The following is a 26,051-nucleotide window of genomic DNA, read 5'->3' as shown; positions in this document are numbered from 1 at the left end:
GCGCCCGCTGCTGGCTTCCCTGATCGGGAGCGTCAGCCGCGATTATGATGGCACCACCGCAGCGCTGCTGTCCGGCGGCAACTATGCTCTTGATGGTCTGGTTGCAGGCGAGACCATCACCGTCACGCAAACCGCCGGCGCCTTTGCCACTCCCAACGTCGGCAGCGACTTGTCGGTCAGCACCAGCCTGACCAGCAACGACTTTGTCGGCGGCAGCGGCACCGATCTTGCCAACTACCTGCTGCCCGTCACCGCCAGCGGAGCCATCGGCTCCATCCTGCCGCTTACGCTAACTTACCGCGCCGATCCGGCGGTGCGCTTCATCGGGGCACCGAACCCTAACTTCACAGGTACCGTGACAGGATTTCTGAGCGGCGAGACGCTTGAGACAGCTACAGCCGGAGCGCTGGTTTTCACCACGCCTGCAACAAATGAATCGGAACTTGGCCTGTACCCCATAACGGGAAGTGGGCTGTCTGCTGTCAATTACGTCTTTGTTCAGGCACCGGAAAATGCGACAGCTCTTACCGTTCAACCGAACGTCATCAATCAAGTTTCCAACGTCAATGCGCAATCACAGGGCTCTGGGGGCGGTGCGTCTGGGGGTGCGGAGGCGGGTCCTGCGCCAACGTCGGATCCGGGTACAGCGCCAAGCTCGGATTCGGGTGCGGGGGCAGACTCAGGATCGGCATCAGGCTCCGAGGCCGGATCAGATGAGGGTTCGGCCCCCGATTCAGGGCCAAGTTCCGACTCTGAGACTGCTTCGGATGATTCATCATCACCCGATAGCTCCGAACCATCAGATGAAGGTTCAACAACTGATAGCTCCGAACCATCAGATGAAGGTTCAACAACTGATAGCTCCGAACCATCAGATGAAGGCTCAACCACAGATTCAGCGGAAGGGACAACGTCTTCTGGAACCGCTACCGGCGAATCAGGCAGCCAACAGAGCGGTGGCACCGATGCAACCGATGCTGGTGGCGATAGCCAATCGATAGATCAGCAACCCTTGCAAGAATCCGCACCAAGCGTTGTGGTCGTGGAAGTCGAGGCGGCGGAACCCCTGCCACCCTCACCGATCGGTGAAGAGCCGACCCCAACGCCGAGTGATCCCGAGGACGAGGGAGATCCGGTCCTTGCTGCAGCATCGATCGAGGATAACGCTCCGGCGACACTCACCACAAACCAACAATCAGGAATTGTTGTACTTACACCATCAATTTCGGTATCACCACGGCCACAAAACAATGTCACAAATAAAGTGGATAGCGGATTTTCATCTATAGATTCTATTTTGATCCAATAAAATTGCATTTTTATTAGTGATTTATTTGTTACAAAGAATAAATAGCTGGAAAAATTTTCAATACGGAATTTTCTATTGAAGACATTGCGATCATGCTGGCTGGACTTCACCGTTCCATCGGCCAAGGCTTGGCCGGTCGTTACGCTGGGTGCAATTGCGCCAGAAAAGCGTGGGAATGGCGCGCCCGGCAGGACTCGAACCTGCTGCCTCAAGATTAGAAGTCTCGCGCTCTATCCAGATGAGCTACGGGCGCGCGCCGGACCCGCCAATAGCGCGCTTTGCGCGACATGGGAATCGCGCTAACCCATCGGGCGATGGAAAACACCGCGCCACCTGCCTCTGCCGCCGCCCAGCCCGATCCCGCCGCCAGCTTCGATGCCGATCCGAACGACGGGATTGTCGCAACCTCGCGGCCACCGCTCACCTTCCGCTATTACGATCTGGTGATGGCCGCCTTTGTCGCGATCCTGCTGCTGTCGAACCTGATCGGCGCGGCCAAGCTGACCTTTGTCGATGTGCCGTTCTGGCCCCAAGGCTGGTGGCCCGCGCCGACCGGCACCTTCATCTACGGCGCAGGAATCCTGTTCTTTCCCCTAGGCTATGTGATCGGCGATGTGCTGACCGAGATCTACGGCTTTGCCAAGGCGCGGCGGGTCATCTGGGTGGGGTCGGCGGCGATGCTGTTCCTCGCCTTCATGTCCTATGTCGTGGTGAGCCTGCCTGCCTTCGATGGCTGGACGTGCAGCGCCAGCGGCTTTGGCGGACCGCGCCCGCTGACCTCCAGCAGCGATGCGGTCATCCCCGATGGCGCGATCTGTCAGGAAACCTATGTCAGCGTGTTCGGCAGCACCTGGCGCATTGTGGTCGCCTCGATCGCGGCCTTCTGGGCGGGCGAGTTCGTCAATTCCTTCGTAATGGCCAAGATGAAGGTCTGGACGAGAGGCCGCGCCCTGTGGAGCCGCACCATCGGATCGACCTTTGTCGGGCAAGGCGTGGACAGCCTGATTTTCTATCCCGTCGCCTTCTACGGCATCTGGACGACCGAGGCAGTGCTGACCGTAATGGTCACCAATTGGGCGCTGAAAGTATTGTGGGAAGCGGCGCTGACCCCGGTGACCTATGTGGTGGTGAACAAGCTGAAGGCAGCCGAAGGGGTCGATCTCTACGATCTTGAAACCGACTTTTCGCCTTTCGCCAGCAGCAAACCGGATTAATCGCCGCGCAATTGCGCGTCGGGCACGATCGCCATCCGCCATTCCAGCCCAAGCCGGCCTGCCAGCAATTTCATGTCCTTCTCGGACGGGATACCGAACAGCGCCTCGTGGCTTTCCGCCAGCTTCAGCAGCAGCGCACCGTCCTGAACAACCAGCCGGCTGACCTCAAGCGAGCGGCGCGAGCGGGCGCCCAGCCTCCGGGCAAGCCGCAGCGCCAGACCCCAGCGCGCCGCCTCTTCCAGCGCCTCCTCGCTGGCAAGCGCGCGCACGCGGGCGGGCAGGTCCAGGCTGTTGCCATTGGCCGCAACCGCCGCCGCCATCATCGCCCGGCCCATGCCATCCACCCCCACCCAGCGTTTGTGCAGCGCCCAGTCAATCGCCTGCGGCAGGCGCAGGTTGGGTTCCACCTGCATCGAGGCAAGCCCCAGCATGATCGCCGCAAGCCGCAGCCGTTCGCTGCCATGTTCGCGCGCCGGAGCGGCATCCAGCGTCCAGGCTGCCATCCGGGTCGCCAGCGTCACCGGGGCGCCGCGCTGGCTGGCAAACATCGCAATCCCGGCCAGCAGCGGATCCTGCGCGCGGCTGGGCGCGGGCAGGCGATCATACAGCAGCCCTTCGCGCAGACCCCATGACGAGAACACCACGCGCGCAGGATTGATCCGCGCCAGCAGCACGGACAGCAGCACCGCAGCATCGGGGAGCTTTTCGGCCCGCATCGACGAAATCCGGTCACGCCCCTTCAGCGCCTCGCTTTCGCTGTCCGCCAGCGTTTCGGCCAGTTCCTGCGCGGCAGCCGCGTCAAGTTCAAAACCATGGGGATCGCTAAGGGGATGGCCGCGGAGCGCCATCGCAAACACCGCCATCGCCCGCCATGTGCCGCCGACCAGATAAAGCGCGTTATCAGCCCCGGAAGGGCTGGCAGACAGATCCCACCCGGCCTTGCGGATGACCTTGTCGATCGCCTGCTTCATCTCGGCCCGCCCGGCCATTCCCTTGCGTTGATCGGGACGGTAATCGGGCAGGCGCAAGGTGCCGAGCGGCAGCGTGCTGGCACCGTCGGCCATGCCGCTCGCCACCCGCACCAGTTCAAGGCTTCCACCGCCCAGATCGGCCACGATCCCGCGCGCATCGGGAAAGGCGCCGATCACGCCGTGGGCGCTCAGCAGCGCTTCTTCCTCGCCCGAAATGACGCGCGGTTCGAGCCCGATGGCGCGCAGCTGCGCCGCGAATTCCGGCCCGTTGCTGGCATCGCGCACGGCCGCTGTGGCGACAGTCTCGACATCCTCGATGCCGAGATCATCCAGCAGCAGCGCGAACCGCTTCAGCCCGCGCAGCGCCAGCGCCATCGCCTCATCAGCCAGCCGCCCGGTTGCGGCAATCTCGCGCCCCAGCTTGGCTGTGACCTTCTCGTTCAGCAGCACCATCGGTGCGCGCATCGCCCCGCCATAGACCACCAGCCGCACCGTGTTGGAGCCGATATCGATGATCGCGCGTTCGGGCGTGTTGCCGGCAAAGGCCCCGTCGCGGTCGTCCCGCCGCTTGCGATAGGTCATGCAGCAGCGCCCCGGCGCAAGGACAGCTTGGGCACAGCGCCTGCCTCCAATGCCCCGCCGCGCCCGGACAGCGATGGGTTGGTCATGAAATAGCGATGGCAATTGAAAGGCTTGCCCCCACCCTCCATCGCGCTTTCCACCCGTGAATAGGAGCCATCGGGATTGAGCCACCAGCTCTGCTCGGTATCGAGCATGTTGGCGAGCAACACCTGTTGCAGCACCTGATCATGGATCGTGCGGTTGAGGATGGGGATCAGCGCCTCGACCCGGCGATCAAGATTGCGGCTCATCAGGTCGGCCGAGGAAATATAGACCGCCGCCTTCGGGCTTGGCATGGCGGCACCATTGGCAAAGGCATAGATGCGGCTGTGTTCCAGAAAGCGGCCAATGATCGACTTGACCCGGATATTTTCGGAAAGGCCCGCGATCCCCGGCCTCAGGCAGCAGATCCCGCGCACCAGCAATTCGATCGTGACCCCCGCATTGCTGGCCGCATAGAGCCGGTCGATGATGCCTTCATCGGTGATCTGGTTGCACTTCATCCAGATGCCTGCGGGCCTGCCGGCCTGGGCATCGGCGATCTCGGCATCGATCCGGCGGTAGATTTCCTTGCGCAGGTCGATCGGCGCGATGTGGATACGTTCCAGCGCGTGCGGCTCGACATAGCCGGTGACGAAGTTGAACATCTTGGCCGCATCGCGCCCGAGCTTGGGATCGGCGGTGAAGAAGCTGAGATCAGTGTAGATCTTGGCGGTGACGGGGTGATAATTGCCGGTGCCGAAATGGCAGTAGGTGCGGAAGGAACTGCCCTCGCGCCGCACCACCATCGCCACCTTGGCGTGGGTCTTCCAGTCGGTGAAACCGTAGATCACCTGCACGCCCGCGCGTTCCAGCTTGCTTGCCCATTTGAGGTTCTGTTCCTCGTCAAACCGGGCCTTCAATTCCACCACCGCGGTCACCGATTTGCCGGCTTCGGCCGCTTCGATCAGGGCATTGATCACCGCTGATTGCGAACCGGCGCGGTAGAGCGTCTGCTTGATCGCCACCACGTCCGGATCGGCGGCGGCCTGACGGATGAAATCGACCACCACCTCGAAGCTTTCATAGGGGTGATGGATGATGATGTCCTTTTCGCGGATCGCGGAAAAGGCATCGCCATCATGTTCACGGACACGTTCGGGAAAGCGCGGGGAATAGGCATCGAACTTCAGATCGGGCCGGTCTTCGCTGGCGATTTCGGCCAGCCCGTCGATCCCGATCATCCCGTCGGTCTTGATCACTGCGGCTTCATGCACGCCGAGCTGTTCGAGCAGCACATCTTCCGCGGCGGGATCGAAATCCTCCTCCAGTTCAAGCTGGATCACCTGTCCGCGCCGCCGCCGCTGGATCGCGCTGCGGAAGGTGCGCACAAGGTCTTCGGCTTCTTCCTCGATCTCGATATCGCTGTCGCGCAGCACCCGGAACAAGCCGTCGCCTTGTATGGTGAAACCGGGAAACAGCGCCGCGGCATAGCGCTGGATCAGGCTGGCGATCGAGATATACAGCGCCCCGCCCCCGCCCGTTTCGGCCGCCGTCACCTCGTCCGGCACGCGCACGAAACGGGGCAGCGCGCTGGGGATCAGCACCATTTCGATCAGCTGTTCCTTGTCCGCATCACGGGTCAGCGTGAACAGCAGGCCCATGCCTTCGTTCTGGACAAAGGGGAACGGGTGCGCCGGATCCAGCGCCTGCGGGGTGATGATCGGCAGGATTTCTTCAAGGAAGAAGCTCTTCAACCAGTTGTGCGCGGCAGGCTTGACCCGCTGTTCATCGGCGACATGGATATCGGCGCTGGCCAGCGCATCGCGCAAGGTGCGCCAGATCCGCTGCTGGCGAGCCGACAATTCGGCCAGCTTGTCGCGGATCGCGGCGAGTTGCTGGGTCGGTGAAAGCCCGTCGATCGAGGGCCGTTCGATCCCGCGCTGCGCCTGCCCGACGAGGCCGGCAACGCGGATCATCATGAATTCATCAAGATTGCTGCCCGAAATCGACAGAAACCGCAGCCGTTCAAGCAGGGGGTAGGCTTCGTTGCAGGCTTCGGCCAGCACCCGCTGGTTGAACTGCAGCCACGACAGCTCACGGTTGAAATAGGGTGATTCGTCCGGGCCAAGCCCGGCAAAGGGGGATGCGCCCCCGGCTTCGGACAGTTCCCCGTTCTCGATCGGTGACGTGCTCATCGCTTCCCTGTTACGCCAACCCCGCCCATTCGTCACGGGTCGCCGTGCGCTCCATGTTCGCATGCGGGCGCAGTGTAAATCACCATGAAGCGCCCGTCACATTGCTGTCAATTTGCGCGGAAGGAACGGGGCCGTTTCAATCAGCGGCCCGCTCACAACAAATCCCGGCTCTCCGCGATCCGGGTGATGCCGCGCTTGCCATTGGCATCGCGGCCCAATTGCACGATCACGTCGATCACGCTGGCGGCATAGGCGATGGTATCGGTGCGGGTGAGACCGATCCCGGTCTGCATCACCATCAGCGACAACTGTTCCAGCGCGCCGCGCAGGGAATTGGCGTGGATGGTGGAAAAACTGCCCGGATGCCCGGTGTTGATCGCGCGCAGGAAGCTGACGCTCTCCGCGCCGCGCAATTCGCCCAGCACGATCCGGTCAGGGCGCAGCCGCAGCGCGGCTTGCAGCAATTCGTTGGCGGTCACCTTGGCCTCACCCAGCTCGCCCTTGACCGCGACCAGCCCGACCGCGTTTTCACCGGGGAACTTGAGTTCGGGCGTATCTTCGACCAACACCACGCGTTCTGCGCGCGGGATCTCGCCCAGCATGGCGTTGAGGAAGGTGGTCTTGCCGGTGCTGGTGCCGCCCGAAATCAGGATCGTGCGCCGCGCCCGGATCGCCGCGCGCAGGTAAGCAATCGGCTCGGCTTGCGGATCGGGCAGGTCGACATGCCCCTCACCCACCAATGGCCCGGTGTCATAGGCGTCCAATGGCAAGTCGAGCCGGCGGTGGCGGCGAATGGCCATCACCCAATGCTTGCGGCTGGCAGGCGGGCCGCAGAACTGCACGCGCGCGCCTCTCCCTCCATCTTTTGCGGGCAGCGTCGCGCCCAGCAACGGATGTTCGCGGTTGATGCCCTGATGGCTGACCCGCGCCACCTGTTCGGCAAGTCGCTGCACCAGCCGGTCATCAATCTCAGGCGTTTCGATCCGCTGCATGCCGGGATTGGAGGCATCCTCAATCCACACCTCGCCCGGACGGTTGACCATGATCTCGGTCACGGTGTCGCGGTCAAGCCAGCGGCGGAAGGGGGCAAGATAGGCGTCGAGATAGACAGAACGTTCGGCGGGCAGAGGCGCAGCCTCCGCGCTCTTTCCGGCGCTCTCGCCGCTTGCTGTCAGCCGGTGGATATCCGCGCTCATCGCTGTGCTCAGCCGACCGTGCTGAAATCGAGATCGCGCGCGGTGAACACCCGGATCGGTTCGCCCATGCGCACGCGGATAGTGGGGCTGATCTGGCCTTGCACCTGCACCGCCGAATTGGCCGCGCCCTGCGCCCCGCCCGCGACAATCACGCCGCCGACGCCGCCGGTCGCCAGCGCGCCCAATCCGCCCACGACTGACAGCAGCAGCCCCGATCCGAAACGCTGGAAGAAGTGGCTGTTGACGTCGCCTTCAAGCCCGGTCGTGCCGTCAAACCCGACAGCGGGCGAGGCGAGGTTGACCGAGACGCCATCGGGGCGGATCAGCCGCGTCCAGATCACATAGGCGCGCCGCTGGCCCTGCTGCACACCGGCCTGATACTGGCCGATCAGGCGCGATGATCGCGGGACAAGCACGCGTTTGCCATCAAAGCTGCGCACATCCTGGCTCACCACCGCGCGGACATAGCCCGGCACATCGGTGTTGATCGCGGTTTCGAGGATCGCGGGGATCAACGTGCCTTCGGTCACCGTGGTCGAGGGATTGGTCATCGGCCGGGCCTGTGCGGGCGCACCGCCGACCCCGCCGATCCGGCTGGCAAAGGCCGCCGCGCTGGAACTGCCAAGGTCAGCAGCCTGCGCACCGGTCGCCGCAGTCGCGCCCACCGGCGCTTCGGCCAGGCGCGCGCTATTGGCCGCGCGGCTGGCATCAAACACCATGGTCGGGCTGGCATAGGGATTGGTGACCGGCATCGCTACCTGCGCGGGCTGGTTGGCCAGCGCCGGTGCGGGCGCGGGATCGGGCTGCGGCGTCACGGTGGCGGGATCGACGGCAGGCACTTCGGCAGGCGCGGCGGCGGCGGCCTGCGGCGGGGCGACCGCCGGGTTGCCCACCCCCTGCGGATCGGGCAGGCGGGCGGAATTCATCGCCCAGAAGGTCACCGCGCCGATCCCGGCGATCAGCGCTACGCCCGCAGCAAGGCCCAGCCCGTCACCCCTGGCCTTGCGGTCGGTCACGGCGGGGAAGGCGGCGCGGCTGGCCAGATCGATGATCTCGGCGGATTCCTGCTCGCGCGGGTCGATCCTGTCTCCCGCAGTAGTGTCGCCCTTTTTCGGCGGCAGACGCATGGCAAGACGCATCAGTAGAACTCCGTGACAGGATGGAACAGGCGGCGCATCATTGCGACCCCTTCTTGCGCGGCGCAGTCAACCCGGCGCTGCGGGCCGACATCGCTGCGGGGCCGGTGTTGGTGAGCGTGGCGGTATCGCGCCCCGACCGCAGGATGATCTGCGGCGGCACCCCGTCCACGACCACCGTTTCCCCGCGCACGGTGAAGTTGACCGGGCCTTCATCGCCATCCTCGTTCATCACGAGAATCGCCGGAAGCGCGGTGCCGACAGGCCAGGTGAGAAACACCGCATCGCCATCATCATAGGCGCGCGCAGGCAGCAATTCGGGCGTGCCAGCACTGGCCCATGCGAAATTGAGGCTGGCCGGATCGGCGACGGCATAGGGATCATTCGCGGCAGCCATTTCGGCCGGGCTGGCAGCCAGACGCGCAGCTTCCGCCTCGGCCTCGGCAGCGGCGGCAAGGCGGGCTTCCTCGGCGGCCCGTTCCAGCTCGGGATAGCGGAACTGCAGCACGTAAAGCGGCGCGTTGCGGGGGCTGGCAACCAGATCGAACAGGTAGGTGCGCCGATCGGTTACCACCGTCATGTTGGTGCGCGCAGCCGGTTCCAGCGGCTTCACGAACAGGATCGTCTGCGCCTTGTTGGGCTGCACCTGCCAGGCTGCGCTGTCACCGATCGCGACATTCTCGATCACCTCGTCAGGGGCGAACTTGATGGTGGTCTGCACCTTCACCTTGCCATCGATCCGCACCACCGCGGCCTCATCGAAGACGAGCGTCTGGAGGCGCGAATCCTCGGCCAGCGCAGGCGCGGCAAAGGCAAGCGCGAAGGCGGCAAGGCTCAGCCGAAAGCTGTCGGCGCGGGTCATTGATATTTCTCCGGGGATGTCATCTTGGCGGGCGCCGCGCCTCCTGCCGAACGGAAGCGATTGCCGATGCCGCGGGTGCGCGAGGTGGCGGGATTGAGCGGCGCGACCTGCCCGCCCCCGCCCGAAGTGGCATAGACACGGGTTTCACGTGAAACAGCAGCCGGGCCGCCGTCATTGGCGGCAAGCACGGGCATGGCGGCCGCGACATCGACCCTGCGGGGGGCCAAACCGGCGCTTGCCGGGGCCACATTGGCGCTGCGCGGCGCGGAAGAGGCGGCCGCGGGCGCAGGCAGCGCCCGCGGGGCATCACCCGAACGACCAGCGTTCCTTTCGGGGACGAGGCCAAACACCTGCCAGCCTGCAACCATGGTCGCGGCAACCTTCAGCGCGAGAAACATCAGCGCAACGTGCACCGCGCCCACCAGAAAGAACGCCATCGCCGCCTGCTGATCGATCTGCCCCGGCACCGCCACCAGCGCCGCCAGAATCGGCACTGCCAGTTCCAGCATGATCGTGCCGCCCAGCACCGCGAACAGCGGCGCGAGCGCGAGCATCACCAGCCCCTTGAGCCAGCCGGTGAACAGCCCCCGCGTGCCGTCGAACAGCGCCAGCACCACAAAGATCGGCCCCAAGGCCAGCAGCAGCGCCAGCCCGATGCGCGCGGTGACCAGCAGGCCCACGGTGCCCAGCAGCAACAGCATCGCGCCCAACCACATCATGCCGGGCGGGGAAAAGGCATTGATATCCTTGGTATCCCCGCTCGCCTGCTGGATCGCGATGAAGACGATATCGAGTTTCTGCGCGAAGGTTGCCGTGGCCGAACCCTGCGTGCCGGTGAGGATGCCCGCGATCTGATCCGGCCCGCCAATGAAGATGTTGTAGAAGATGGTCGAAAACGCCACGAAACTGGTGGCGAAGGTCAGCACCAGTCCCAGCGTCATCATCTTCGGCAACAATGCGCGCACCGACAGGTTCGACCGCCCCAGCATCAGCGAGAGGCCGAAAAAGCCGACATACAGCCCCAGCAGCAGCGTCAGCGCGAAGGCCAATTGCCCTTCGGTGCCGAACAGGCGGTTGAAGGCCTGTTCGCTCATCCCGCTGGCGATGCAGTCCACCGCCGACAGCGCGGCGGAAACCCCGGTGCCCATCGACTGGGCGGCAAGATCGCAAGCGGTCGTCATTCCGCCGCCTGCCAGACGGGATGCCCGTCTTCGTCGAGGGCTGCGCCATCGGGCCACGGCTGGCCGGTGAGCGCGGGATACCATGCCGAAGGTTCATCCCCCACCGCCTCACGCAGCAGATCGAGCCTGCGCACCGCGCTTTCGCGGCCCGACAGGATGGTGAGAACTTCGGGCGCGCCCGACAGGTCGAGCCGCACCACCACGGATGCATCGGGCTGGCGCACAAGGAAGCAGCGCGAATGGGCCGGCAGCGAGCGGATCAGCGCAAATTCGTGATCCGTCAGGCCGAACCCGTCGCAGTAATCTTCGGGCCGGGCGCGGCTGTTGGGCATGAACACCATGGTCGCGGTCTGTTCGACCAACGCGGTCGAAATCCGGCTGTCGAGCGCATCGCGCGCCGACTGCGTGGCAAAGCCCACCAACGCATTGCGTTTGCGCAGGGTCTTGAGCCAGTCGCGGATGCGCGCGGCGAAGACCTCATCATCCAGCGCCTTCCAGCCTTCATCGATCAGGATCATGGTGGGCTGCCCGTCCAGCCGTTCATCGATGCGGTGGAACAGATACATCATCGTCGGCGTGCGCAGGCGCGGATTTTCGAGCAGCGCGGTCATGTCGAAGCCGAGCACGCGCTCACCCAGATCGAGCCGGTCGCGTTCGTTATCGAACAGCCATGCATGTTCGCCGCCATCCCCGGATGCGCTACCGATCCATGCGCTGAGCCGATCCGCCAGATCGCCCGGCTCAGGCCGCCGCGCCCCTGCCAGCAATTCCTTGAAATGCCGCAGGCGGCGCAGCGAAGGATCATTGGCGTAAGTCGCATCGACCGCGGCGCTGATGGTCGAAAATTCCTCCGGCCCGTCAGCCTGCAGCAGCACGGCCAGCCAATCGCGCAGGAAGGCGCGGTTAGCGGGGCTATCGGGGAGCGAGAGCGGGTTGAACCCGGTCGGATCACCCGGCGCGATCCGGCTGTAACGCCCGCCGATCCCGCGAATGAACAGTTCCGCCCCGCGATCCTTGTCGAACAATATGGTGCGCGGTTTGAACTTCTGCGCCTGGGCTGCAAGGAAGTTCATCACCACGGTCTTGCCCGAACCCGACGGCCCGATGACCGAAAAATTGCCCAAGTCCCCGTTGTGGAAATTGAAGAAGAACGGCGTGGCGCTCGTGGTTTCCAGCAGCGTCACCGCATCGCCCCAGTGGTTGCCAGCCGCCTGCCCCAGCGCAAAGCCGTGGAAGGAGCCGAAGCCCGCCATATTGGCCGAGGAAATCAGCGCGCGGCGCACGATAAATTCCTCGTTGCCCGGAAACTGCGCCCAGAACGCGGGTTCAAGATTGGTGTCTTCGCGCACCGCAATCGCGCCGGTATCCGCCAATGCGGCCGCACAGGACGCCATCGCGTCATCGAGCCGGGGCAGCGTCGTCTCGCGCACCAGCACGGTGAGGTGATGATCGCCGAACCCAACCGCGCCATTGCCCAGCGCATCGCGCGCGGCCATCATCTCGCCGCGTTCAGCCGCGGCTTCTTCATCCACCGAGCGCGAGCGGCGCAGGGCGAGGTCGATCCGCTCCTTGGCGGTCGTGCGTTCATTGGGGGCGTAGCTTTCGGAAACCACCATCTCGAACGGCAGGCGCAGCAGGTTGTCGAGCAGGCCGGGCGATGTCGCCTCGGGGTAGTCTTTCAGCCCGAGGATCGCGGCGAAATCGGGCGCGGCCGACCCGCGCAGTTCCATTGCATCGAGACCGAACGAGGCGCGGCGATAGGGCAGCATGTGACCGATATCGGTCTCGGGCGCAGGGCGGCGCACCGGCCGCATCTCGCCATTATACAGCGCCGAGAGCAATTCGAGCATTTCGGAGTTCGCGCCGCCGCGCTCGGAGCCGGGCGCCTGATAATCGCCCAGCACCGCCGCGCCGTAATTCTGCAAGCTGGCGACAAGGCCGGTGATCGCGGCCTTGAGGCTGCGGATGTCCCTGGGATCGGCCTCCAACTCGTCCTGCCCGCGCCGCGAGAACAGCTTGCTCATGCGTTCCGGCAGGCCGGTCTTGCCGCGTGCGGGGCGGCGAATCAGGGTGACGAACTGGTCATTGATGAACAGCGATCCGCCCGCCAGCCGCTGTTTCCAGCGCGCATCAATATGGCGCGACAGGGCATCAGGAAATTCGGCGTCCAGCTCCACTTCCACCCGGCGGCGGATGACGTGGTGATACATCACGAAGCGCGCATCCAGCGTGCTCCGCAGCATCACTTCCCGCGTGGCGGCGTGGGCATTCAGCGCGTCGGAATCCTCGGTTTCGAAAAGCAGGCCGGGCACCTGAATCGCGCTCATCACCGATCCATCGCGCAGCAGCACGGTGCTTTCGTCGATAAGCCGCGCATAGGGCAAGCGATCGCCCACGCGGGCTTCCTTCGCGCTCCATGCAGCAGCTCCGAGCCATTTCACCATGACAGGGCGTCCTTGAAGGTCATAGAGTCACGGGGCATAGGAATTGCATCCCCAGCGTTTGAAATTGGGCACGCGCGGGCATTTGCTGACCTTGGTGATCCACAGGTCGAAAATGCGCGGTTCGCGCAGCGAAGCGAAATAGCCGATCACATGCATCACGATCGGCACGGGAATGATCCAGAACGAGTCGAGGATCAGGAAGGCAATCGTCGTCACCATCAGATTGATGATGAAGAAATTCATCGTCACGCCCATGAACATCTGCGGGCGCGTCAGGCTACGGTGAACCGGATGGCGGACCAGATCGGTCATAGGCCGCTGATGCTCGCCACCAGACGTGGTGCGCCGAAGATAATGAACACCCCGACAATCACCGTGCCGCCATAGCGCCAGTTCATCCGCCCGGTCAGCATCATGAAGCCGACTCCAGCCACCGCCATCACCGCCAGGCTGGTCGCCACCGGGCCGAGCAGGATGTTCTGCATCCACAGCAGCGCGCTGGTGATCGGATCATCGCCCTGCGCCGTCTGCGCCGAGGCACCGGCAGGGGTCAGCGCCAGCATCAGCAGCGCAGCAAGACGGGTGGGAAAGCGGAACAGCGAAGTCATGGAATGTCTCATTATCCTTGAAGAAATTGGGCGCGGCAGGTCATTGACCAGCCGGGCGCGCGTGATTGGCAAGGCGCCCCATGATCGAGGCCACGTAATTCTGTGTCTCGCGGATGTTGGGAATGCCGCCGGCCCGCTCGACCCGGCCCGGCCCGGCATTATAGGCGGCCAGCGCCTTTTCCAGATCGCCATCGAACCGATCCAGCTGTTCGCGCAGATAGCGCGCCCCGCCTTCAAGGTTCTGGAACGGATCGGACGGATCGACCCCGAGATAACGCGCCGTGCCCGGCATCAGCTGAGCAAGACCGCGCGCACCAGCCGGGGAGACCGCATTCTCGCGCCAGCGGCTTTCCTGCCACACCACCGCTTCGAGCAGGCTGGGCGACAGGTCGAAACGCTGGCTGAGTTCGTGGATCTTGGCGGAATAGCGCGCAGGCACCCCGGCGGCGTGGCGGGCAGGATCGGCAATCATCGATTCGGGCAAGGCAAGGCCGTCAAACATGACCGGGGCACCAGCGCGCTCTGCCGCGGGCGCAAGATCGCCTGCCGCCGCCGCGCCAGCCAAGGGCCCGGCCACCCAGCGCGCGCCATCTGCGCCGAGCTCAAGCACGTCAGCCCGCGCCGCGGTGGCGACGATCAGCAAGGTGGCAGCAATGGTGACGCGGCCCGCCGCGGCGAGAATCATTCCAGGGCCCTCCAGAATGTCTCCCTTTGTCTATCCTAAATGACAAGCGGGTGACAGCCTTTGACTTGAGCAGGCCGGGGAAGCTGTTTGCAGGCGGCAAAACGGGCGGACTGCCCCCGCGACAGCCCGCCCGCAGCAGCTCGGCTGCGACCCGCGGGCCGCAGCCTGATCAGTCGCGATAGGTCAGATGTTCAGTGCGCGCGTTCCCGGCGCGGAATTCGCCGCGCTCAAGCATCCTGAGCGCCTTGCGTGCCAGTCGCCGCGAATCGGTGGCATTGCCATCGGCGGTGTCGAGTTCGACCACCTCGTGGCAGGTCAGCGCGGACTGGAACGCGGCGCGCGCCTTCGCATCATCACCCTTGTGGGCATAGGCAATGCCAAGATTGATCAGCACCGCCGGATCATGCGGATTGGTGGCACTGGCACGCTGGAGCACGGCCAACGCCTCATCCTCGCGTCCGGCGGCCAGCGTGTGCGCCGCCAGATCGCCTTGCTGTGCGGATGATTGCATCCGGACAACAGGCGCATCGGCCATCGGGGTAGCGGCGAGCGGGGCAGCGGCGATCATGGCAATCGCAAAGGTGGTAACGGACATGGGCATAGGCTCCTCTATCTGTGCGAGAAGCATAGTGACTCAGCTTTTCAATGAATGCAACAAAACCGTAATATTGTAATTTTTCTGCAATTAATCAGCTTAAATATCTGATTTTAGGTGCTTCACTGCTGTAACATTTGCCATTCTGGCGCAGACCGCAATTGTCACAAATGTCTTTCTTCGGTCATATTCCTATAAATGCCACGCGGCTGTCATGCTGCAAGAATTCTGTCATGCAGCCCCCCTAGCGAGACCCTGCGCAATTCGAATTCCTGTTTCGGCGCTTTCTTGATTCTCGGTTTTTGAGGGGACCGCTCGCTGTGAAAAACATTCAACGCACTCTCGTCCTGGGTTGCAGCCTTCTTGCTCTTGCCGGCTGCGGCGCGGATGAAATCGTCTCGCCCGGCACCAGCGGCGACATCAACGTCAACATCACCAACCCGCCCGCGCCGACTCCGACGCCCACCCCGACGCCGACCGAATCGCTCGTCACGCCGGCGGCAGGCTGCCCGACCATCAATTCGACCGGCGGCCTGACCGATGCCGGCACCATCACCGGCCCGACCGGCGAATGGCGCGTCTGCACGCTGCCGGGCACCGTCGACGCCAGCGACACGCTGCCCTATATTCCGGGCCTGCTCTACCAGCTCGGCGGGCAGACCCTTGTCGGCACTGATCAAGGCTTTTCCAGCACCGGCAACAATGTGACGCTTTCGGTCGAACCCGGCGTGATCGTGTTTGCGCAGGGCCAGGCAGCGCTGATCGTCAACCGCGGCAACCGTCTCAACGCCAATGGCACTGCTGATCGCCCGATCGTGTGGACCAGCCGTGATAACGTCATCGGCCTTGCCAATGACAACAGCCAGCAGCAGTGGGGCGGCGTCGTGCTGCTCGGCCGGGCGCGGGTTTCGGATTGCGCCACCGGCGGGATCAACACCGATGCGACCTTCTCGCAGAACCCCACCTGCCAGCAGAACCTTGAAGGGGCGGCGGTTGCCATTCCCTATGGCGGTGCGAATGATGCGGACAATTCCGGTTCATTCACCTTCAACCAGATCCGCTTCTCCGGGTTTGAACTGGCGCCGGGCAACGAATTGCAGTCGCTGACCACCGGCGGCATCGGTTCTGGCACGGTGATCGAAAATCTGCAGTCGTTCAACAGTTCAGATGACGGGGTGGAGTTCTTCGGCGGCACCGTGCGCGTTCGCAATCTTGCTGTGATCGGCGCGTCGGACGATTCGCTCGACGTTGATACCGGCGCGCAGGCCGATCTCGATACCGTTGTCGTGGTCCAGCGTTCGACCACCGGTGATGCGAACATCGAACTCGATTCGCCCAACGGCGTCTCAACCCCGCTCGCCGCCTTCCCGCGCACCCGCCTGCAGGTGAACAACTTCACCTTTGTCGAACGTTCGAACGGCTCGGCCCAGATGGTGCGCGCGCGCGGCGGCGCGGCGCTTAGCCTCACCAACGGCGTGATGGACAAGATCGACGGCGATGCCACCTTCTGCTTCCGCTTCGATGAACAGGAAACGCTCGACGCGCTGATCGGGATCAACTCCGTCGTCTGCGACGGCGGCACCAACCGGCAGGCCCGGGGCGACCGTGGTTCGGGCGCCAATGCCACCACCGATGCCGAAGCTCTGGCGGCGGTGACGGCGGGCAGCAATGTCAATCTGGCCTTCACCATCACGCTGACGGGCACAGTCATCAACGGCACCGGCGAAGCGGGCGTGACCCCGTTCGCTGCTTCGGGCCGTTCGACCTTCTTCCCCGACCGCACCTATGTTGGCGCGATGGAGAATGCGGCCCAGTTCCAATCGACCTTCGGCAACTGGACCTGCAATTCGTCGATCCTCGACTTCGGCAGCAGCACCGGTGCCTGCACCACGCTGCCGGTCTACACCGACGCCTGATCGCGCCGACCGGATTGAGGGAGGCGCCGCATTTTGCGCGCGCCTCCCCCTTTCATTCTGCCCGGTCCCCAATGGCCGGCACTTTTCAAAGGCCTATTCATGAAGGGGTCTCGCATTATGTCGACCGGCATGCGCCTGGCAGGGCTGCTGCTTCTCACCACGTCGCTCACTCTTCCCGCAGTCGTTCATGCCCAGTCCGCTGATCCGGCAGCTGAGCCGTCGGCACAGGACGCGTTGACCGCCGACGTCGAAGACGCTTCGCCCGAAGAAGAATTCGATCAGCCTGACATCTCGATTCCCGGCGGCGGGATCATCGTGACCGGGCGGCGCGGCCGCAATCCGGAACGCGCGTCAAGCCAGGTGCTCAACATCCTGTCCGAAGCCGACATCGCCCGCACCGGCGAAGGCGACATTGCCGGCGCGCTCAGCCGCGTCAGCGGGCTAAGCCTGGTCGGCAATGGCCGCGTGTTCGTGCGCGGCCTTGGCGACCGTTACTCGCTGGCGCTGCTCAACGGCCTGCCGCTGCCCAGCCCGGAACCGCTCAGCCGGGTGGTTCCGCTCGACATCTTTCCCACCAACGTGGTCTCCTCCAGCCTTGTGCAAAAGACCTATTCGGCCAACTTCCCGGGCGAATTCGGCGGCGGGGTGATCAACCTCACCACCAAGGCCGTGCCGACCGAGGACTTCCTCACCGTCAGCTTCGGCGGCGGCGGGGATACCGAAACGACCTTCGAGAACGGCCTGACCTATTTCGGCAGCCGCTGGGACACCTTCGGCTTCGACAATGGCAACCGCGACATCCCGTCGAACTTGCAGGCCTTCTTCGACAGCGGCGACCGGCTCGAAGCGCTCGATCCGGCGACCTCCAACGGCATCGCGGGCCAGCTGTTTCCAACCAACCTTGTGACCCTGCAGCGAAACGACAATCTGCCGATCAACTTCAGCGCCAACATCACCGGCGGCAAATCCTTCGATCTGGGCGGGGATGCCTATCTCGGGGTGATTGCCACGGCGGGGATCAGCAACAACTGGCGCAACCGCTCGGTCCTGAGCCAGGCGGGCAGCGCCGATCTCAGCCAGGTGTTCGAAACCAGCACCACCTTCATCACCGATAACAACGTGCTGGTGAATGCGCTGCTCGGCTTTGGTCTCGACATCGGCGAACACACCATCCGCTGGACCAATCTGTATATCCGCGATTCGCTCAAGACCGCGCGTCTGGGTGACCGCACCGATATCCAGCAGGGTGACAGCGGGTTCGATTTCTTCGACCAGCAGACCGCATGGTTCGAACGCCAGCTGATCGACACCCAGATGGTGGCCGAACTGGATTTCGGAAAGCTTGATATCGACCTACGCGGCGGCTTCGCCCGCACCAATCGCGAAGCGCCCTTCAACGCCACCTTCAATTATGTCCGCACCAACAACCCGGGCGATCCCTTTGGCGACCAGTTCCGGGTCGATATTGGCGGCCTGCGCGGGCAGACCGGCATTCGCGCGCTGGTCGAATTCGATGACCTTCAGGAAGACAATTATTTCGGCGGGATCGATCTGTCCTACGAATTGCTGGACAATCTCGATGTCACCATCGGCTATGCCTATTCCGACGTCGGGCGCCGTTCGTCCAGCCGCGGGATCCAGGTGTTGGTGGGTTGCGGGCCGATCTGCGATAGCCTGCCCGACGAGGCAGCATCCCTGACGATCGAAGCACTGGGCCTCAGGAAGCCGGGCGACATCATCAACGGCGCAACCCTGGCCGGGTTCAACGTCCGCCTTAACGAGCGGACGCCTTTCCCCGTGTTCGACGCCGCGCTGGAAGTGCATGCGGGCTATGGTCAGCTGCGTTGGGCGCCGGTGGACGCCGTCACCATCGAGGTCGGCGCGCGTTACGAAGACGCGGTGCAGGCCGTGGCGCTCGACCAGTCGATCTTCACCACCCCCATCCCCGGCGCGACCCCGACCAATATCGCCAATGACTATTTCCTGCCGGCCGCGACGATCACCTGGGAGCTGATGGACGATCTGCAGCTGCGCGTCGCCGCGTCCAAGACCATCGCCCGTCCGCAGTTCCGCGAGCTGGTCGAACAGCTGTATTTCGATCCGGAATCGAACCGCCGCTTCGTCGGCAACCCGTTGCTGCAGGACAGCCAGCTGATCAACGCGGAAGCCCGGCTCGAATATTACATGGGCGGGCCCAACCGCATCAGTCTGGCCGGTTTCTACAAGGAAATCGACAATCCGATCGAAAGCTTCGCCACCATCACCCCCGGCGAATTCCGCACCAGCTTTGCCAACGCGCCCGCCGCCGAACTTTACGGCGCGGAACTCGACATCGCCTACGGGTTCGACCTCTATGACTGGGGCGGCTTCTTCGAGACCAAGCAGTTTCTGGTGATGGCCAACTACACCTGGACCCGATCAAGCCTCAACGTCGATCCGAGCGTGGACCGCGCCAGCTGTCCGCAGCGTGCGCCCACGCCGGAAGATCCGGGCCGCTGTGCGGCCGAGCTGTTCATCGACGGCGCATCGCTGGTGGGCCAGTCGGACCATGTCGGCAACCTCGCGCTCAGCCTTGAAGATACCGAAAAGGTGCAGCAGCTCACCGTGCTGCTGAACTATGCGAGCGAGCGGGTGACGGCGCGCGGCTTCAACCGCCTGCCCGACATCGTCGAGGATCCCGGCCTGACGGTCGATTTCGTGGCGCGTTCGGAACTCAAACTGGCCGGGCAACCGCTGGAACTGAGCTTCGAGGTGCGCAACATTTTCGGCCGTGACAACTTCGAATTCCAGGAGTTCCAGGGCAACCGGATCGACATCAACACCTTTCAGGTCGGCACGGCCTTCAACTTCGGGCTGAAGGCGATGTTTTGATCTTGGGCGCGGCCCCGATGGGCCGCGCCTTCCTCGCTCCCACGGCCTGACGGCCGCGTCGCTGCGGGCGCGCTTGCGGACCCTTCGGGTCCGTTCCAGCGTGTTTACGTTGGTGAGCGTTTGGGGGGTGAGCTGGTTTTGGGGTGGTCAATCCACGCCCCTCAATTCAGATCGAAGACGTAGCCTATCGATCTTACAGTGCGCAAGGGATTGCCGCCGCCTGCCGCCTTGATCGCGCGGCGCAACCGGCCGATCCAGACATCGACGGTGCGTTCGTCAATCGGGGGTTCGCGCTTGCCGAGACCGCTGATCAGATCCTCGCGGGTCAGCACCCGGTTGGGATTTTCGGCAAAGAAGCGCAGCAGCCGGAATTCATTGGGGCGCAGCATGATCGGCTCACCATTCCAGCGCGCCTGCAATGCAGCCATGTCGATGCTGAGCGCACCTGCCTCGAACCGGCGGGTGGCGTGACGTTCAGCCCCGCGTGATTGCAGCGCCAGGACCCGGTCAAGCACCGCGGTGCGCGTCAGCGGGCCGATCACGTAATCATCCGCCCCGGCCCGCAATGCACGGCGGCGGTCTTCGGGATCGTCCTCCTCCAGCACCATCGTCACATGGGCATCGGCGGTGCGCAGATCGGCGCGCAACCGGCGGCACATTTCAAGCCCCGCAAGATCGTCCATCACCCAGTCGACAAAGGCCCACATCGGCCCTTCGACCAGCCGCCGCGGGCCATCGGGGCCCAAGTGGTCGAAGGTGAAACGGTGCTGGTCATGGACGAAATCATCAAGGCTTTCGCCCAGCTCGCCAGTGAGGAAAATATTGATGACGTCCATGTCTGCCCCGCATGGTGATGCAAGGCGGATTGAGCGCGTCGTGTGACGCGTTCGTGACTGGATTGCAGCAATGCGACAAAGGCAAAATCCGCTTGTCCGGGGCTGCCCGACATCCCGATTCCGGCCCCCGGCATCAAGCCCCTCGAATTAGACCCCTCGACTCAGGCCCCTCGAATCAGGCCCCTCAAATCAGGACAGCGTCAGCCCCCCATCCACCACCAGCGTCTGCCCGGTAATATAGGATGATAAGGGCGAGGCGAGGAACAGCGCGGCGCCGGCCATGTCATCGGGCGTGCCAAGGCGCCGCAGCGGGATCGCCTTGAGGCTGGCTTCGCGGCGTTCGGGATGTTCGGTGGTGACGCTGGTCAGCTTGGTCGGCACCAGTCCCGGCGCGATACCGTTCACACGGATGCCGTCGCGCGCCCAGGCCTCGCCCAATGTCTTGGTCAGGCTCGCCGCGCCCGCTTTCGAGGCGGCGTAGGCAGGCGTGCCAAGGGTCGATTTGAACGCGGCCACGCTGGAGACGATGATAATCGCGCCCTTGCTCTGTGCCAGCGCGCGGTGGAAGGCGCGGGCCGCGTCCATCACCGAATTGAGGTTGATGTCGACCACCGCGTCCCAGCCTTCGCGGGCGAATTCCTGCCGTCCGTAACGCACGGTGCCTTGGCTGAGCACCAGCACATCGACCGCGCCCAGATCCGCCGCCAGCCGCGCCGCGGCATCACGGTCAGTCAGGTTCAACTGGCGGTAATCCAGCCCGGTGAAATCGGCGTCCTCCGCCTCAAGATAATCACCATAATCGGGCCGCGTGCCGGTGACGGTGACAGCCGCCCCGCGCGCACGAAAGCCATGCGCGATGCCGTTGCCGATCCCGCTCGACCCGCCGATGACGAGGATGCGTTTGCCGGTGAAGTCGAGTGGTTCGGTCAATGGTTTTCCTCTCCCAAGGACATGATCAGATGCTGCGCGAAATCACTTCCTTCATGATCTCGTTCGTGCCGCCGAAAATCCGCGTCACGCGCGCATCGCGCCACAGCCGCGCGATGGCGTATTCATTCATGTAACCCGCCCCGCCGTGGAGTTGCAGCGACGCGTCGCACATTTCCCACTGCAGGTCGGTGTGCCACAGCTTGGCCGCAGAAGCCTCGTCGGTGGTGAGTTCGCCCGCGAGATGCTTCCTGATCGCCCAGTCGAGATGCGCCCAGCCGACCTGCAGCTTGGCCTTGAGGTCGGCGAGGGTGAACTTGGTGTTCTGGAATTCGAACACGGTCTTGCCGAAGGCCTTGCGGTCCTTGGTGAACTTGACCGCTTCATCAAACGCCCGCTGCGCCGCCGCCTGCGCCCCGACCGCGATGCCGAGCCGTTCCTGCGGCAGCTCTTCCATCAGGTGCACAAACCCCATGCCTTCCGCGCCGAGGATATTGGTCATCGGCACGCGGCAATCATTGAAGAACAATTCGGACGTGTCGGCGGCGTGCTGGCCGATCTTGTCAAGATTGCGCCCGCGCTCAAACCCCGGCGTGTCGGCGTCGACAAGCACAAGGCTGATGCCCTTCGATCCCAGCGTCGGATCGGTTTTCGCCACCACGATCACGCAATCGGCGTTCTGGCCGTTGGTGATGTAGGTCTTCGAGCCGTTGATGACGAGGTGGTTGCCGTCCTTCCTGGCCGTGGTGCGGATGCCTTGAAGGTCAGAGCCTGCGCCCGGTTCCGTCATGGCGATGGCGGTGATGATGTCGCCGCTGACCATGCCGGGGAGATATTTGGCGCGCTGTTCGGGGTTGCCGAGGCGCTCGAAATAATTGGCGGTGATGTCGTTCTGGAGCGTGAAACCGGCGGATGATCCGAGGTAGGACAGCTCCTCGGTCAGCACGCAATTGAAACCGAAATCGAGGCCGAGGCCGCCGTTTTCCTCCTTCACCGTCATGCACAGCATCCCGGCGTCGCCCATCTTTTTCCACACGTCGCGGGGGACGATGCCGTTCGCCTCGTGCTCGTCCATGTGCGGGGTCAGGGCTTCCGCAAACACCTTGCGGACAGTGTCGCGGAAGGCTTCGTGGTCTTCGTTATAAGCGGTGCGATAGGAGGTCGCAAGCATGGTGGTTCTCTCCGGGCAAATGGGTTTTGATTTGCCACGATCAAAGCCCGCCGCTTGCAAAGGGTCAAGCGCGAAAGTGGGGGTGGGCGAGACGGGGTGAGCGACCGCTCACCGATCGTCTTCCCGGGCTTGACCCGGGATGCCGCTTCTTTCTTGATTCGGGCTGAAAGGCAGCGGGGCCCCGGATCAAGTCCGGGGAGACGCCGTGGGAAAGGTCTTAACCCACAAACGCCCGTTCGATCACGAACTGGCCGGGCTTGTTGTTCGCGCCCTCTTCAAAGCCGCGCGCTTCGAGATCAGCCGCGTGGTCCTTGATCATCGCCATTGATCCGCACAGCATCACGCGGTCCTCGTCCGGCACAAACCGCTGCGGGCCTTTGCTCTGTTCGAACAGCCGGCCATCGTCGATCAGCGCCTGAATGCGGCCCTGCGTGCGGAACGGTTCGCGGGTCACGGTGGGGACGTAGATGATCTTGGCGCGGTCTTCGTCTTCGAGCAGCGGGTCACCTTCAAGCCTGCTTTCCAGCAGCTCACGATAGGCGAGTTCAGTCACGTTGCGCACCGAATGCACCACGAACACTTCTTCAAACATCCCGTAAACCTCGGGATCGCGCACAAGGCTCATGAAGGGCGCCAGCCCCGTGCCGGTCGACAGCATGAACAACCGCTTGCCCGGCAGCAGCGCATCGGTCACCAGCGTGCCGGTCGGCTTCTTGCCGAGGTAGATCGGATCGCCGACCTTGATGTGCTGGAGCCGCGAGGTCAGCGGGCCGTCCTGCACCTTGATCGACAGGAATTCCAATTCCTCGTCATAGCTGGGCGAGGCGACCGAATAGGCGCGCAGGAGCGGCTTGCCGTTGTCACCAGGCAGGCCGATCATCACGAACTCGCCCGAACGGAAGCGGAAGGACGCAGGCCGGGTGATCTTGAAACTGAACAGCCCCTCGCACCAGTGGTGGACGTGGGTAATCGTCTCGACGGAGAGCGCCGCGCTTTCGGTGAACTGGCTGCGGTCGATGATGGGCTGGTGCACTGGTGGGCCTCGGATACAGGTCTGCGCCACTGTCACAGCGGCCGGGATGGTGGCGCAGATGAACGTTTCGCGGCGCGCCTTCAAGACAGTTTAGTGTTAAGGGGTGAAAGCGGGCCTTGATCTGGCGCAATCCGCGCACCCGCTTTCACGCCCCCGTCAGTTCCAGCCTGCGCGGTCGAAGATCTTCACGGCTTCAGCCTGACGCTTGCCGATTTCGGCGGCGTTGAGCGTGTCGGGCTTGAAGCTGCCGAGCTGCTCGACCGCGGAATTCGCCTTGAGGCCCTGCGCTGCCGGATATTCGTTATTGCCATCGGCGAAATAGCGCTGGGCGCTGGGCGAGGTGAGATATTCGAGGAACTTCACCGCGTTTTCGCGGTTGGGCGCGGTCTTGACCAGACCCGCGCCGCTGACATTGACATGGGTGCCGGTCCAGTCCTGATCGGGGAAGATCACGCCTATCGCGTCAAAGATTGCGCGGTCGGCCCCTTCGCCCCCCGCATAGCGCGCGAGGTAATAGGTGTTGACCACCGAAATGCGGCATTCGCCCGCGGCCACCGCCTCGATCTGCGAGGTGTCATTGCCCTGCGGCGGCCGCGCTAAATTGGCGACCACGCCTCTGGCCCACTTTTCCGCCTCGGCTGCGCCCTTGTGCGCGATGATGCTGGAAAGCAGCGAGATGTTGTAGATGTTGGACGAAGACCGGATACAGATATCGCCCTTGAACCGGGGGTCGGCAAGATCGGCGTAGTTCTCCAGCCCTTCCGGCTTTCCGGCGGCCTTGTTGTAGATGATGATCCGCGCGCGGGTGGACAGGCCGAACCACAGCCCCTCCGGATGGCGCAGGTGCGCAGGGATGCGTTCTTCCAGCACATCCGATTCGACCGGGGCAAACACGCCCGCTTCCTCGGCCCGCCACAGCCTTCCGGCATCGACGGTGATCAGGATATCAGCCGGGCTGAATTCGCCTTCGGACTGGATCCGCTCGATCAGCGCATCGGCATCGGCCTCGATCCGGTTGACCTTGATCCCGGTCTGGCTGGTAAAGTCATCATACAAGGCCAGATCGGTGTCATAATGGCGCGAGGAATAAAGATTGACCTCGCCCGCATTGGCCGGAGCATCGCCCTCGCCCTCCGGAGTTTCGGAACAGGCGGCAAGCCCGCCAAGGCTGGCGCAGAAGGCAAGGCCAAGGAGCAGTTTTTTCATGAAAGAGGAATTCCCGTTACAACTTGCGAATGACTTGCAATATTATTCCTTGCCGCGCAAGCCTTAAGTCCGCGCGAACACCCGCAGGCTGCCCGCGTGCGGCATGACGCGGTAACGGCGATCAATGCTGACCGGTTCGGCGGTCTCAGCGGTGATTTCGGTGCCGTCAGCTGCAACCAGCACCACCCGCACCCCCTTGCCCTGCACATGGCAATCGCGCACCCGCAAGCCATCAGGGTCTTCCGCCAGATCGAGCGCATCGGCATGAACCAGCAGGTCAAGCGCGACTGCATCAGGCACATCGCCCAGCGCGCAATCCACCGGCCATGCGCCGAACGCGGTGGAAAAGCCGCCCTCGTTGCGCGTGCCGGAGACGATCTGCGCCCCGCCGAACATCGCGCCCACGGCCGCGCTGGCGGGTGCATCATGCAGTTCCTGCGGGGTGGCGAACTGGACGATCCGCCCGGCCTCCATCACCGCGATCCTGTCTGCTATGTCGAGCGCTTCGGCGGGGTCATGCGTGACCAGCACCGTCGTCGCCCCGCGTGTGCGCAGCAGGATCCGGCAATCGCGCCGCAGCTTGCGCCTGAGCACGATATCGACGCTGGCAAAGGGTTCGTCCATCAACAGCACCTGCGGCCCCGGTGCCATCGCCCGGGCCAGCGCGGCGCGTTGCTGCTGGCCGCCCGACAATTGATGCGGATAACGCGCGCCCAGCCCCGCCAGCCCGACCTGCGCCAGCCAATCGGTCACTTCGCCGCGCCGCCCCTTGGGCAGGCCAAAGGCGATATTGGCGGCGATGGTCATGTGCGGAAACAGCGCGCCGTCCTGAAACACCAGCCCCACGGGCCGCGCTTCGGGCGGCGGGCTGCGGCGTTCATCGGCCAGCACCTCGCCATCGATCAGGATGCTGCCCTGCTGCACCCGCAGCAATCCCGCCGCCAGGCCGAGCAGAGTTGACTTCCCGCAACCCGACGCGCCAAGCAGGCACGTGATCTCTCCCGTCGGCGCGGTGAAACTGATGTCCTCCAGCGCCCTGACCTGACCATAAGCATGGGCAATATGACGAAATTCGAGGCTCAAAGTCTGATC

The 26,051-nt window shown here is 63.9% G+C and carries 21 protein-coding genes and 1 tRNA gene; 4 read left to right on the top strand and 18 right to left on the bottom strand.

Translation table 11 applies throughout. The annotated features are described in order from the left end of the window. The coding region (locus BUA05_RS14680) for an MBG domain-containing protein (RefSeq protein ID WP_218587356.1) at nt 1–1,309 on the top strand (1,309 nt) is incomplete at its 5' end. Nucleotides 1,310–1,485: 176 nt separating this feature from the next. On the opposite strand, the gene BUA05_RS03600 is transcribed toward BUA05_RS14680, so the two are convergent. Next, nucleotides 1,486–1,562: transfer RNA gene (locus BUA05_RS03600), tRNA-Arg, on the bottom strand. Between the two features lie 61 nt (nt 1,563–1,623). Here BUA05_RS03600 and BUA05_RS03595 point away from each other — a divergent pair. Continuing rightward, entirely contained in the window at nt 1,624–2,523 is a 900-nt protein-coding gene (locus BUA05_RS03595) for a queuosine precursor transporter (RefSeq protein WP_084662445.1), read from the top strand. Here the strand turns inward: BUA05_RS03595 and BUA05_RS03590 are convergent. The 11 genes from BUA05_RS03590 to BUA05_RS03540 form a co-directional block, all read right to left on the bottom strand. Beyond that, nucleotides 2,520–4,076: a Ppx/GppA family phosphatase gene (locus BUA05_RS03590; protein WP_072673277.1), complete on the bottom strand. Its 1,557-nt coding sequence runs from the start codon at nt 4,074–4,076 to the stop codon at nt 2,520–2,522. The two genes, BUA05_RS03595 and BUA05_RS03590, sit on opposite strands and share 4 nt — an antisense overlap. After that, a complete protein-coding gene (locus BUA05_RS03585; protein WP_084662444.1) occupies nt 4,073–6,292 on the bottom strand; it encodes an RNA degradosome polyphosphate kinase in 2,220 nt (739 codons plus the stop codon). The genes BUA05_RS03590 and BUA05_RS03585 overlap by 4 nt, the downstream gene beginning before the upstream one ends. A gap of 152 nt (nt 6,293–6,444) precedes the next feature. Beyond that, nucleotides 6,445–7,488: a P-type DNA transfer ATPase VirB11 gene (gene virB11 / locus BUA05_RS03580; RefSeq protein WP_143150250.1), complete on the bottom strand. Its 1,044-nt coding sequence runs from the start codon at nt 7,486–7,488 to the stop codon at nt 6,445–6,447. A gap of 8 nt (nt 7,489–7,496) precedes the next feature. Next, nucleotides 7,497–8,627, bottom strand: a complete 1,131-nt coding sequence (locus tag BUA05_RS03575; RefSeq protein ID WP_245790069.1) for a TrbI/VirB10 family protein — start codon at nt 8,625–8,627, stop codon at nt 7,497–7,499. 37 nt (nt 8,628–8,664) lie between these two features. Then, nucleotides 8,665–9,486, bottom strand: coding sequence for a TrbG/VirB9 family P-type conjugative transfer protein (locus tag BUA05_RS03570; protein ID WP_072673274.1), 822 nt, complete (start codon nt 9,484–9,486; stop codon nt 8,665–8,667). Further along, entirely contained in the window at nt 9,483–10,667 is a 1,185-nt protein-coding gene (locus BUA05_RS03565; protein WP_072673273.1) for a TrbL/VirB6 family protein, read from the bottom strand. The genes BUA05_RS03570 and BUA05_RS03565 overlap by 4 nt, the downstream gene beginning before the upstream one ends. Next, the gene (locus BUA05_RS03560; RefSeq protein WP_072673272.1) at nt 10,664–13,111 is read right to left on the bottom strand and encodes a VirB4 family type IV secretion/conjugal transfer ATPase; all 2,448 of its coding nucleotides are present in this window, start codon (nt 13,109–13,111) and stop codon (nt 10,664–10,666) included. The genes BUA05_RS03565 and BUA05_RS03560 overlap by 4 nt, the downstream gene beginning before the upstream one ends. A 27-nt stretch (nt 13,112–13,138) precedes the next feature. After that, the gene (locus BUA05_RS03555) at nt 13,139–13,423 is read right to left on the bottom strand and encodes a VirB3 family type IV secretion system protein (RefSeq protein ID WP_072673271.1); all 285 of its coding nucleotides are present in this window, start codon (nt 13,421–13,423) and stop codon (nt 13,139–13,141) included. After that, nucleotides 13,420–13,731 carry a TrbC/VirB2 family type IV secretion system protein gene (locus BUA05_RS03550; protein WP_245790068.1) on the bottom strand — a complete coding sequence of 104 codons (312 nt, stop codon included), beginning with the start codon at nt 13,729–13,731 and terminating at the stop codon, nt 13,420–13,422. Before BUA05_RS03550 ends, BUA05_RS03555 begins: the two co-directional genes overlap by 4 nt. A 28-nt stretch (nt 13,732–13,759) precedes the next feature. Then, entirely contained in the window at nt 13,760–14,404 is a 645-nt protein-coding gene (locus tag BUA05_RS03545) for a lytic transglycosylase domain-containing protein (protein ID WP_072673269.1), read from the bottom strand. Between the two features lie 169 nt (nt 14,405–14,573). Beyond that, nucleotides 14,574–14,999, bottom strand: coding sequence for a tetratricopeptide repeat protein (locus tag BUA05_RS03540; protein ID WP_158093686.1), 426 nt, complete (start codon nt 14,997–14,999; stop codon nt 14,574–14,576). 320 nt (nt 15,000–15,319) lie between these two features. Here BUA05_RS03540 and BUA05_RS03535 point away from each other — a divergent pair, with 320 nt between their 5' ends. Together BUA05_RS03535 and BUA05_RS03530 are read left to right on the top strand one after the other, a co-directional pair. Next, nucleotides 15,320–16,915 (top strand): hypothetical protein, encoded by a 1,596-nt coding sequence (locus BUA05_RS03535; RefSeq protein WP_072673268.1) that lies wholly within the window; start codon nt 15,320–15,322, stop codon nt 16,913–16,915. Between the two features lie 117 nt (nt 16,916–17,032). Next, complete coding sequence (locus BUA05_RS03530; RefSeq protein WP_072673267.1) at nt 17,033–19,786, top strand: TonB-dependent receptor domain-containing protein; 2,754 nt, start codon at nt 17,033–17,035, stop codon at nt 19,784–19,786. Between the two features lie 161 nt (nt 19,787–19,947). Here the strand turns inward: BUA05_RS03530 and BUA05_RS03525 are convergent, their stop codons facing one another. The 6 genes from BUA05_RS03525 to BUA05_RS03500 form a co-directional block, all read right to left on the bottom strand. Continuing rightward, on the bottom strand, nt 19,948–20,622 hold the full coding sequence (locus tag BUA05_RS03525; protein ID WP_072673266.1) for a response regulator transcription factor: 675 nt from the start codon (nt 20,620–20,622) through the stop codon (nt 19,948–19,950). A gap of 189 nt (nt 20,623–20,811) precedes the next feature. After that, nucleotides 20,812–21,552 carry an SDR family NAD(P)-dependent oxidoreductase gene (locus BUA05_RS03520; protein ID WP_072673265.1) on the bottom strand — a complete coding sequence of 247 codons (741 nt, stop codon included), beginning with the start codon at nt 21,550–21,552 and terminating at the stop codon, nt 20,812–20,814. 25 nt (nt 21,553–21,577) lie between these two features. Further along, the gene (locus tag BUA05_RS03515) at nt 21,578–22,720 is read right to left on the bottom strand and encodes an acyl-CoA dehydrogenase family protein (protein WP_072673264.1); all 1,143 of its coding nucleotides are present in this window, start codon (nt 22,718–22,720) and stop codon (nt 21,578–21,580) included. Between the two features lie 217 nt (nt 22,721–22,937). Further along, a complete protein-coding gene (locus BUA05_RS03510) occupies nt 22,938–23,753 on the bottom strand; it encodes a ferredoxin--NADP reductase (protein ID WP_072673308.1) in 816 nt (271 codons plus the stop codon). A gap of 156 nt (nt 23,754–23,909) precedes the next feature. Further along, on the bottom strand, nt 23,910–24,959 hold the full coding sequence (locus tag BUA05_RS03505; RefSeq protein WP_072673263.1) for a Fe(3+) ABC transporter substrate-binding protein: 1,050 nt from the start codon (nt 24,957–24,959) through the stop codon (nt 23,910–23,912). A 63-nt stretch (nt 24,960–25,022) separates the two neighbouring features. Further along, entirely contained in the window at nt 25,023–26,042 is a 1,020-nt protein-coding gene (locus BUA05_RS03500; protein WP_072673262.1) for an ABC transporter ATP-binding protein, read from the bottom strand. Nucleotides 26,043–26,051: the final 9 nt, after the last annotated feature.

The organism is Erythrobacter sanguineus, from assembly GCF_900143235.1.
GTDB classification, from domain to species: Bacteria; Pseudomonadota; Alphaproteobacteria; order Sphingomonadales; family Sphingomonadaceae; genus Erythrobacter; species Erythrobacter sanguineus.
The sequence above is the reverse complement of the archived record's forward strand: the minus strand, read 5'-3'. Positions and strand labels throughout refer to the sequence as shown.

Coding starts and splice junctions, on each gene's coding strand:
- virB11 (WP_143150250.1), bottom strand. CDS start 7,488: ATGAGCGCGGATATCCACCGGCTGACAGCAAGCGGCGAGAGCGCCGGA.
- BUA05_RS03545 (WP_072673269.1), bottom strand. CDS start 14,404: ATGATTCTCGCCGCGGCGGGCCGCGTCACCATTGCTGCCACCTTGCTG.
- BUA05_RS03575 (WP_245790069.1), bottom strand. CDS start 8,627: ATGCGTCTTGCCATGCGTCTGCCGCCGAAAAAGGGCGACACTACTGCG.
- BUA05_RS03515 (WP_072673264.1), bottom strand. CDS start 22,720: ATGCTTGCGACCTCCTATCGCACCGCTTATAACGAAGACCACGAAGCC.
- BUA05_RS03540 (WP_158093686.1), bottom strand. CDS start 14,999: ATGTCCGTTACCACCTTTGCGATTGCCATGATCGCCGCTGCCCCGCTC.
- BUA05_RS03525 (WP_072673266.1), bottom strand. CDS start 20,622: ATGGACGTCATCAATATTTTCCTCACTGGCGAGCTGGGCGAAAGCCTT.
- BUA05_RS03570 (WP_072673274.1), bottom strand. CDS start 9,486: ATGACCCGCGCCGACAGCTTTCGGCTGAGCCTTGCCGCCTTCGCGCTT.
- BUA05_RS03530 (WP_072673267.1), top strand. CDS start 17,033: ATGTCGACCGGCATGCGCCTGGCAGGGCTGCTGCTTCTCACCACGTCG.
- BUA05_RS03555 (WP_072673271.1), bottom strand. CDS start 13,423: ATGACCGATCTGGTCCGCCATCCGGTTCACCGTAGCCTGACGCGCCCG.
- BUA05_RS03560 (WP_072673272.1), bottom strand. CDS start 13,111: ATGGTGAAATGGCTCGGAGCTGCTGCATGGAGCGCGAAGGAAGCCCGC.
- BUA05_RS03585 (WP_084662444.1), bottom strand. CDS start 6,292: ATGAGCACGTCACCGATCGAGAACGGGGAACTGTCCGAAGCCGGGGGC.
- BUA05_RS03590 (WP_072673277.1), bottom strand. CDS start 4,076: ATGACCTATCGCAAGCGGCGGGACGACCGCGACGGGGCCTTTGCCGGC.
- BUA05_RS03565 (WP_072673273.1), bottom strand. CDS start 10,667: ATGACGACCGCTTGCGATCTTGCCGCCCAGTCGATGGGCACCGGGGTT.
- BUA05_RS03550 (WP_245790068.1), bottom strand. CDS start 13,731: ATGAGACATTCCATGACTTCGCTGTTCCGCTTTCCCACCCGTCTTGCT.
- BUA05_RS03595 (WP_084662445.1), top strand. CDS start 1,624: ATGGAAAACACCGCGCCACCTGCCTCTGCCGCCGCCCAGCCCGATCCC.
- BUA05_RS03505 (WP_072673263.1), bottom strand. CDS start 24,959: ATGAAAAAACTGCTCCTTGGCCTTGCCTTCTGCGCCAGCCTTGGCGGG.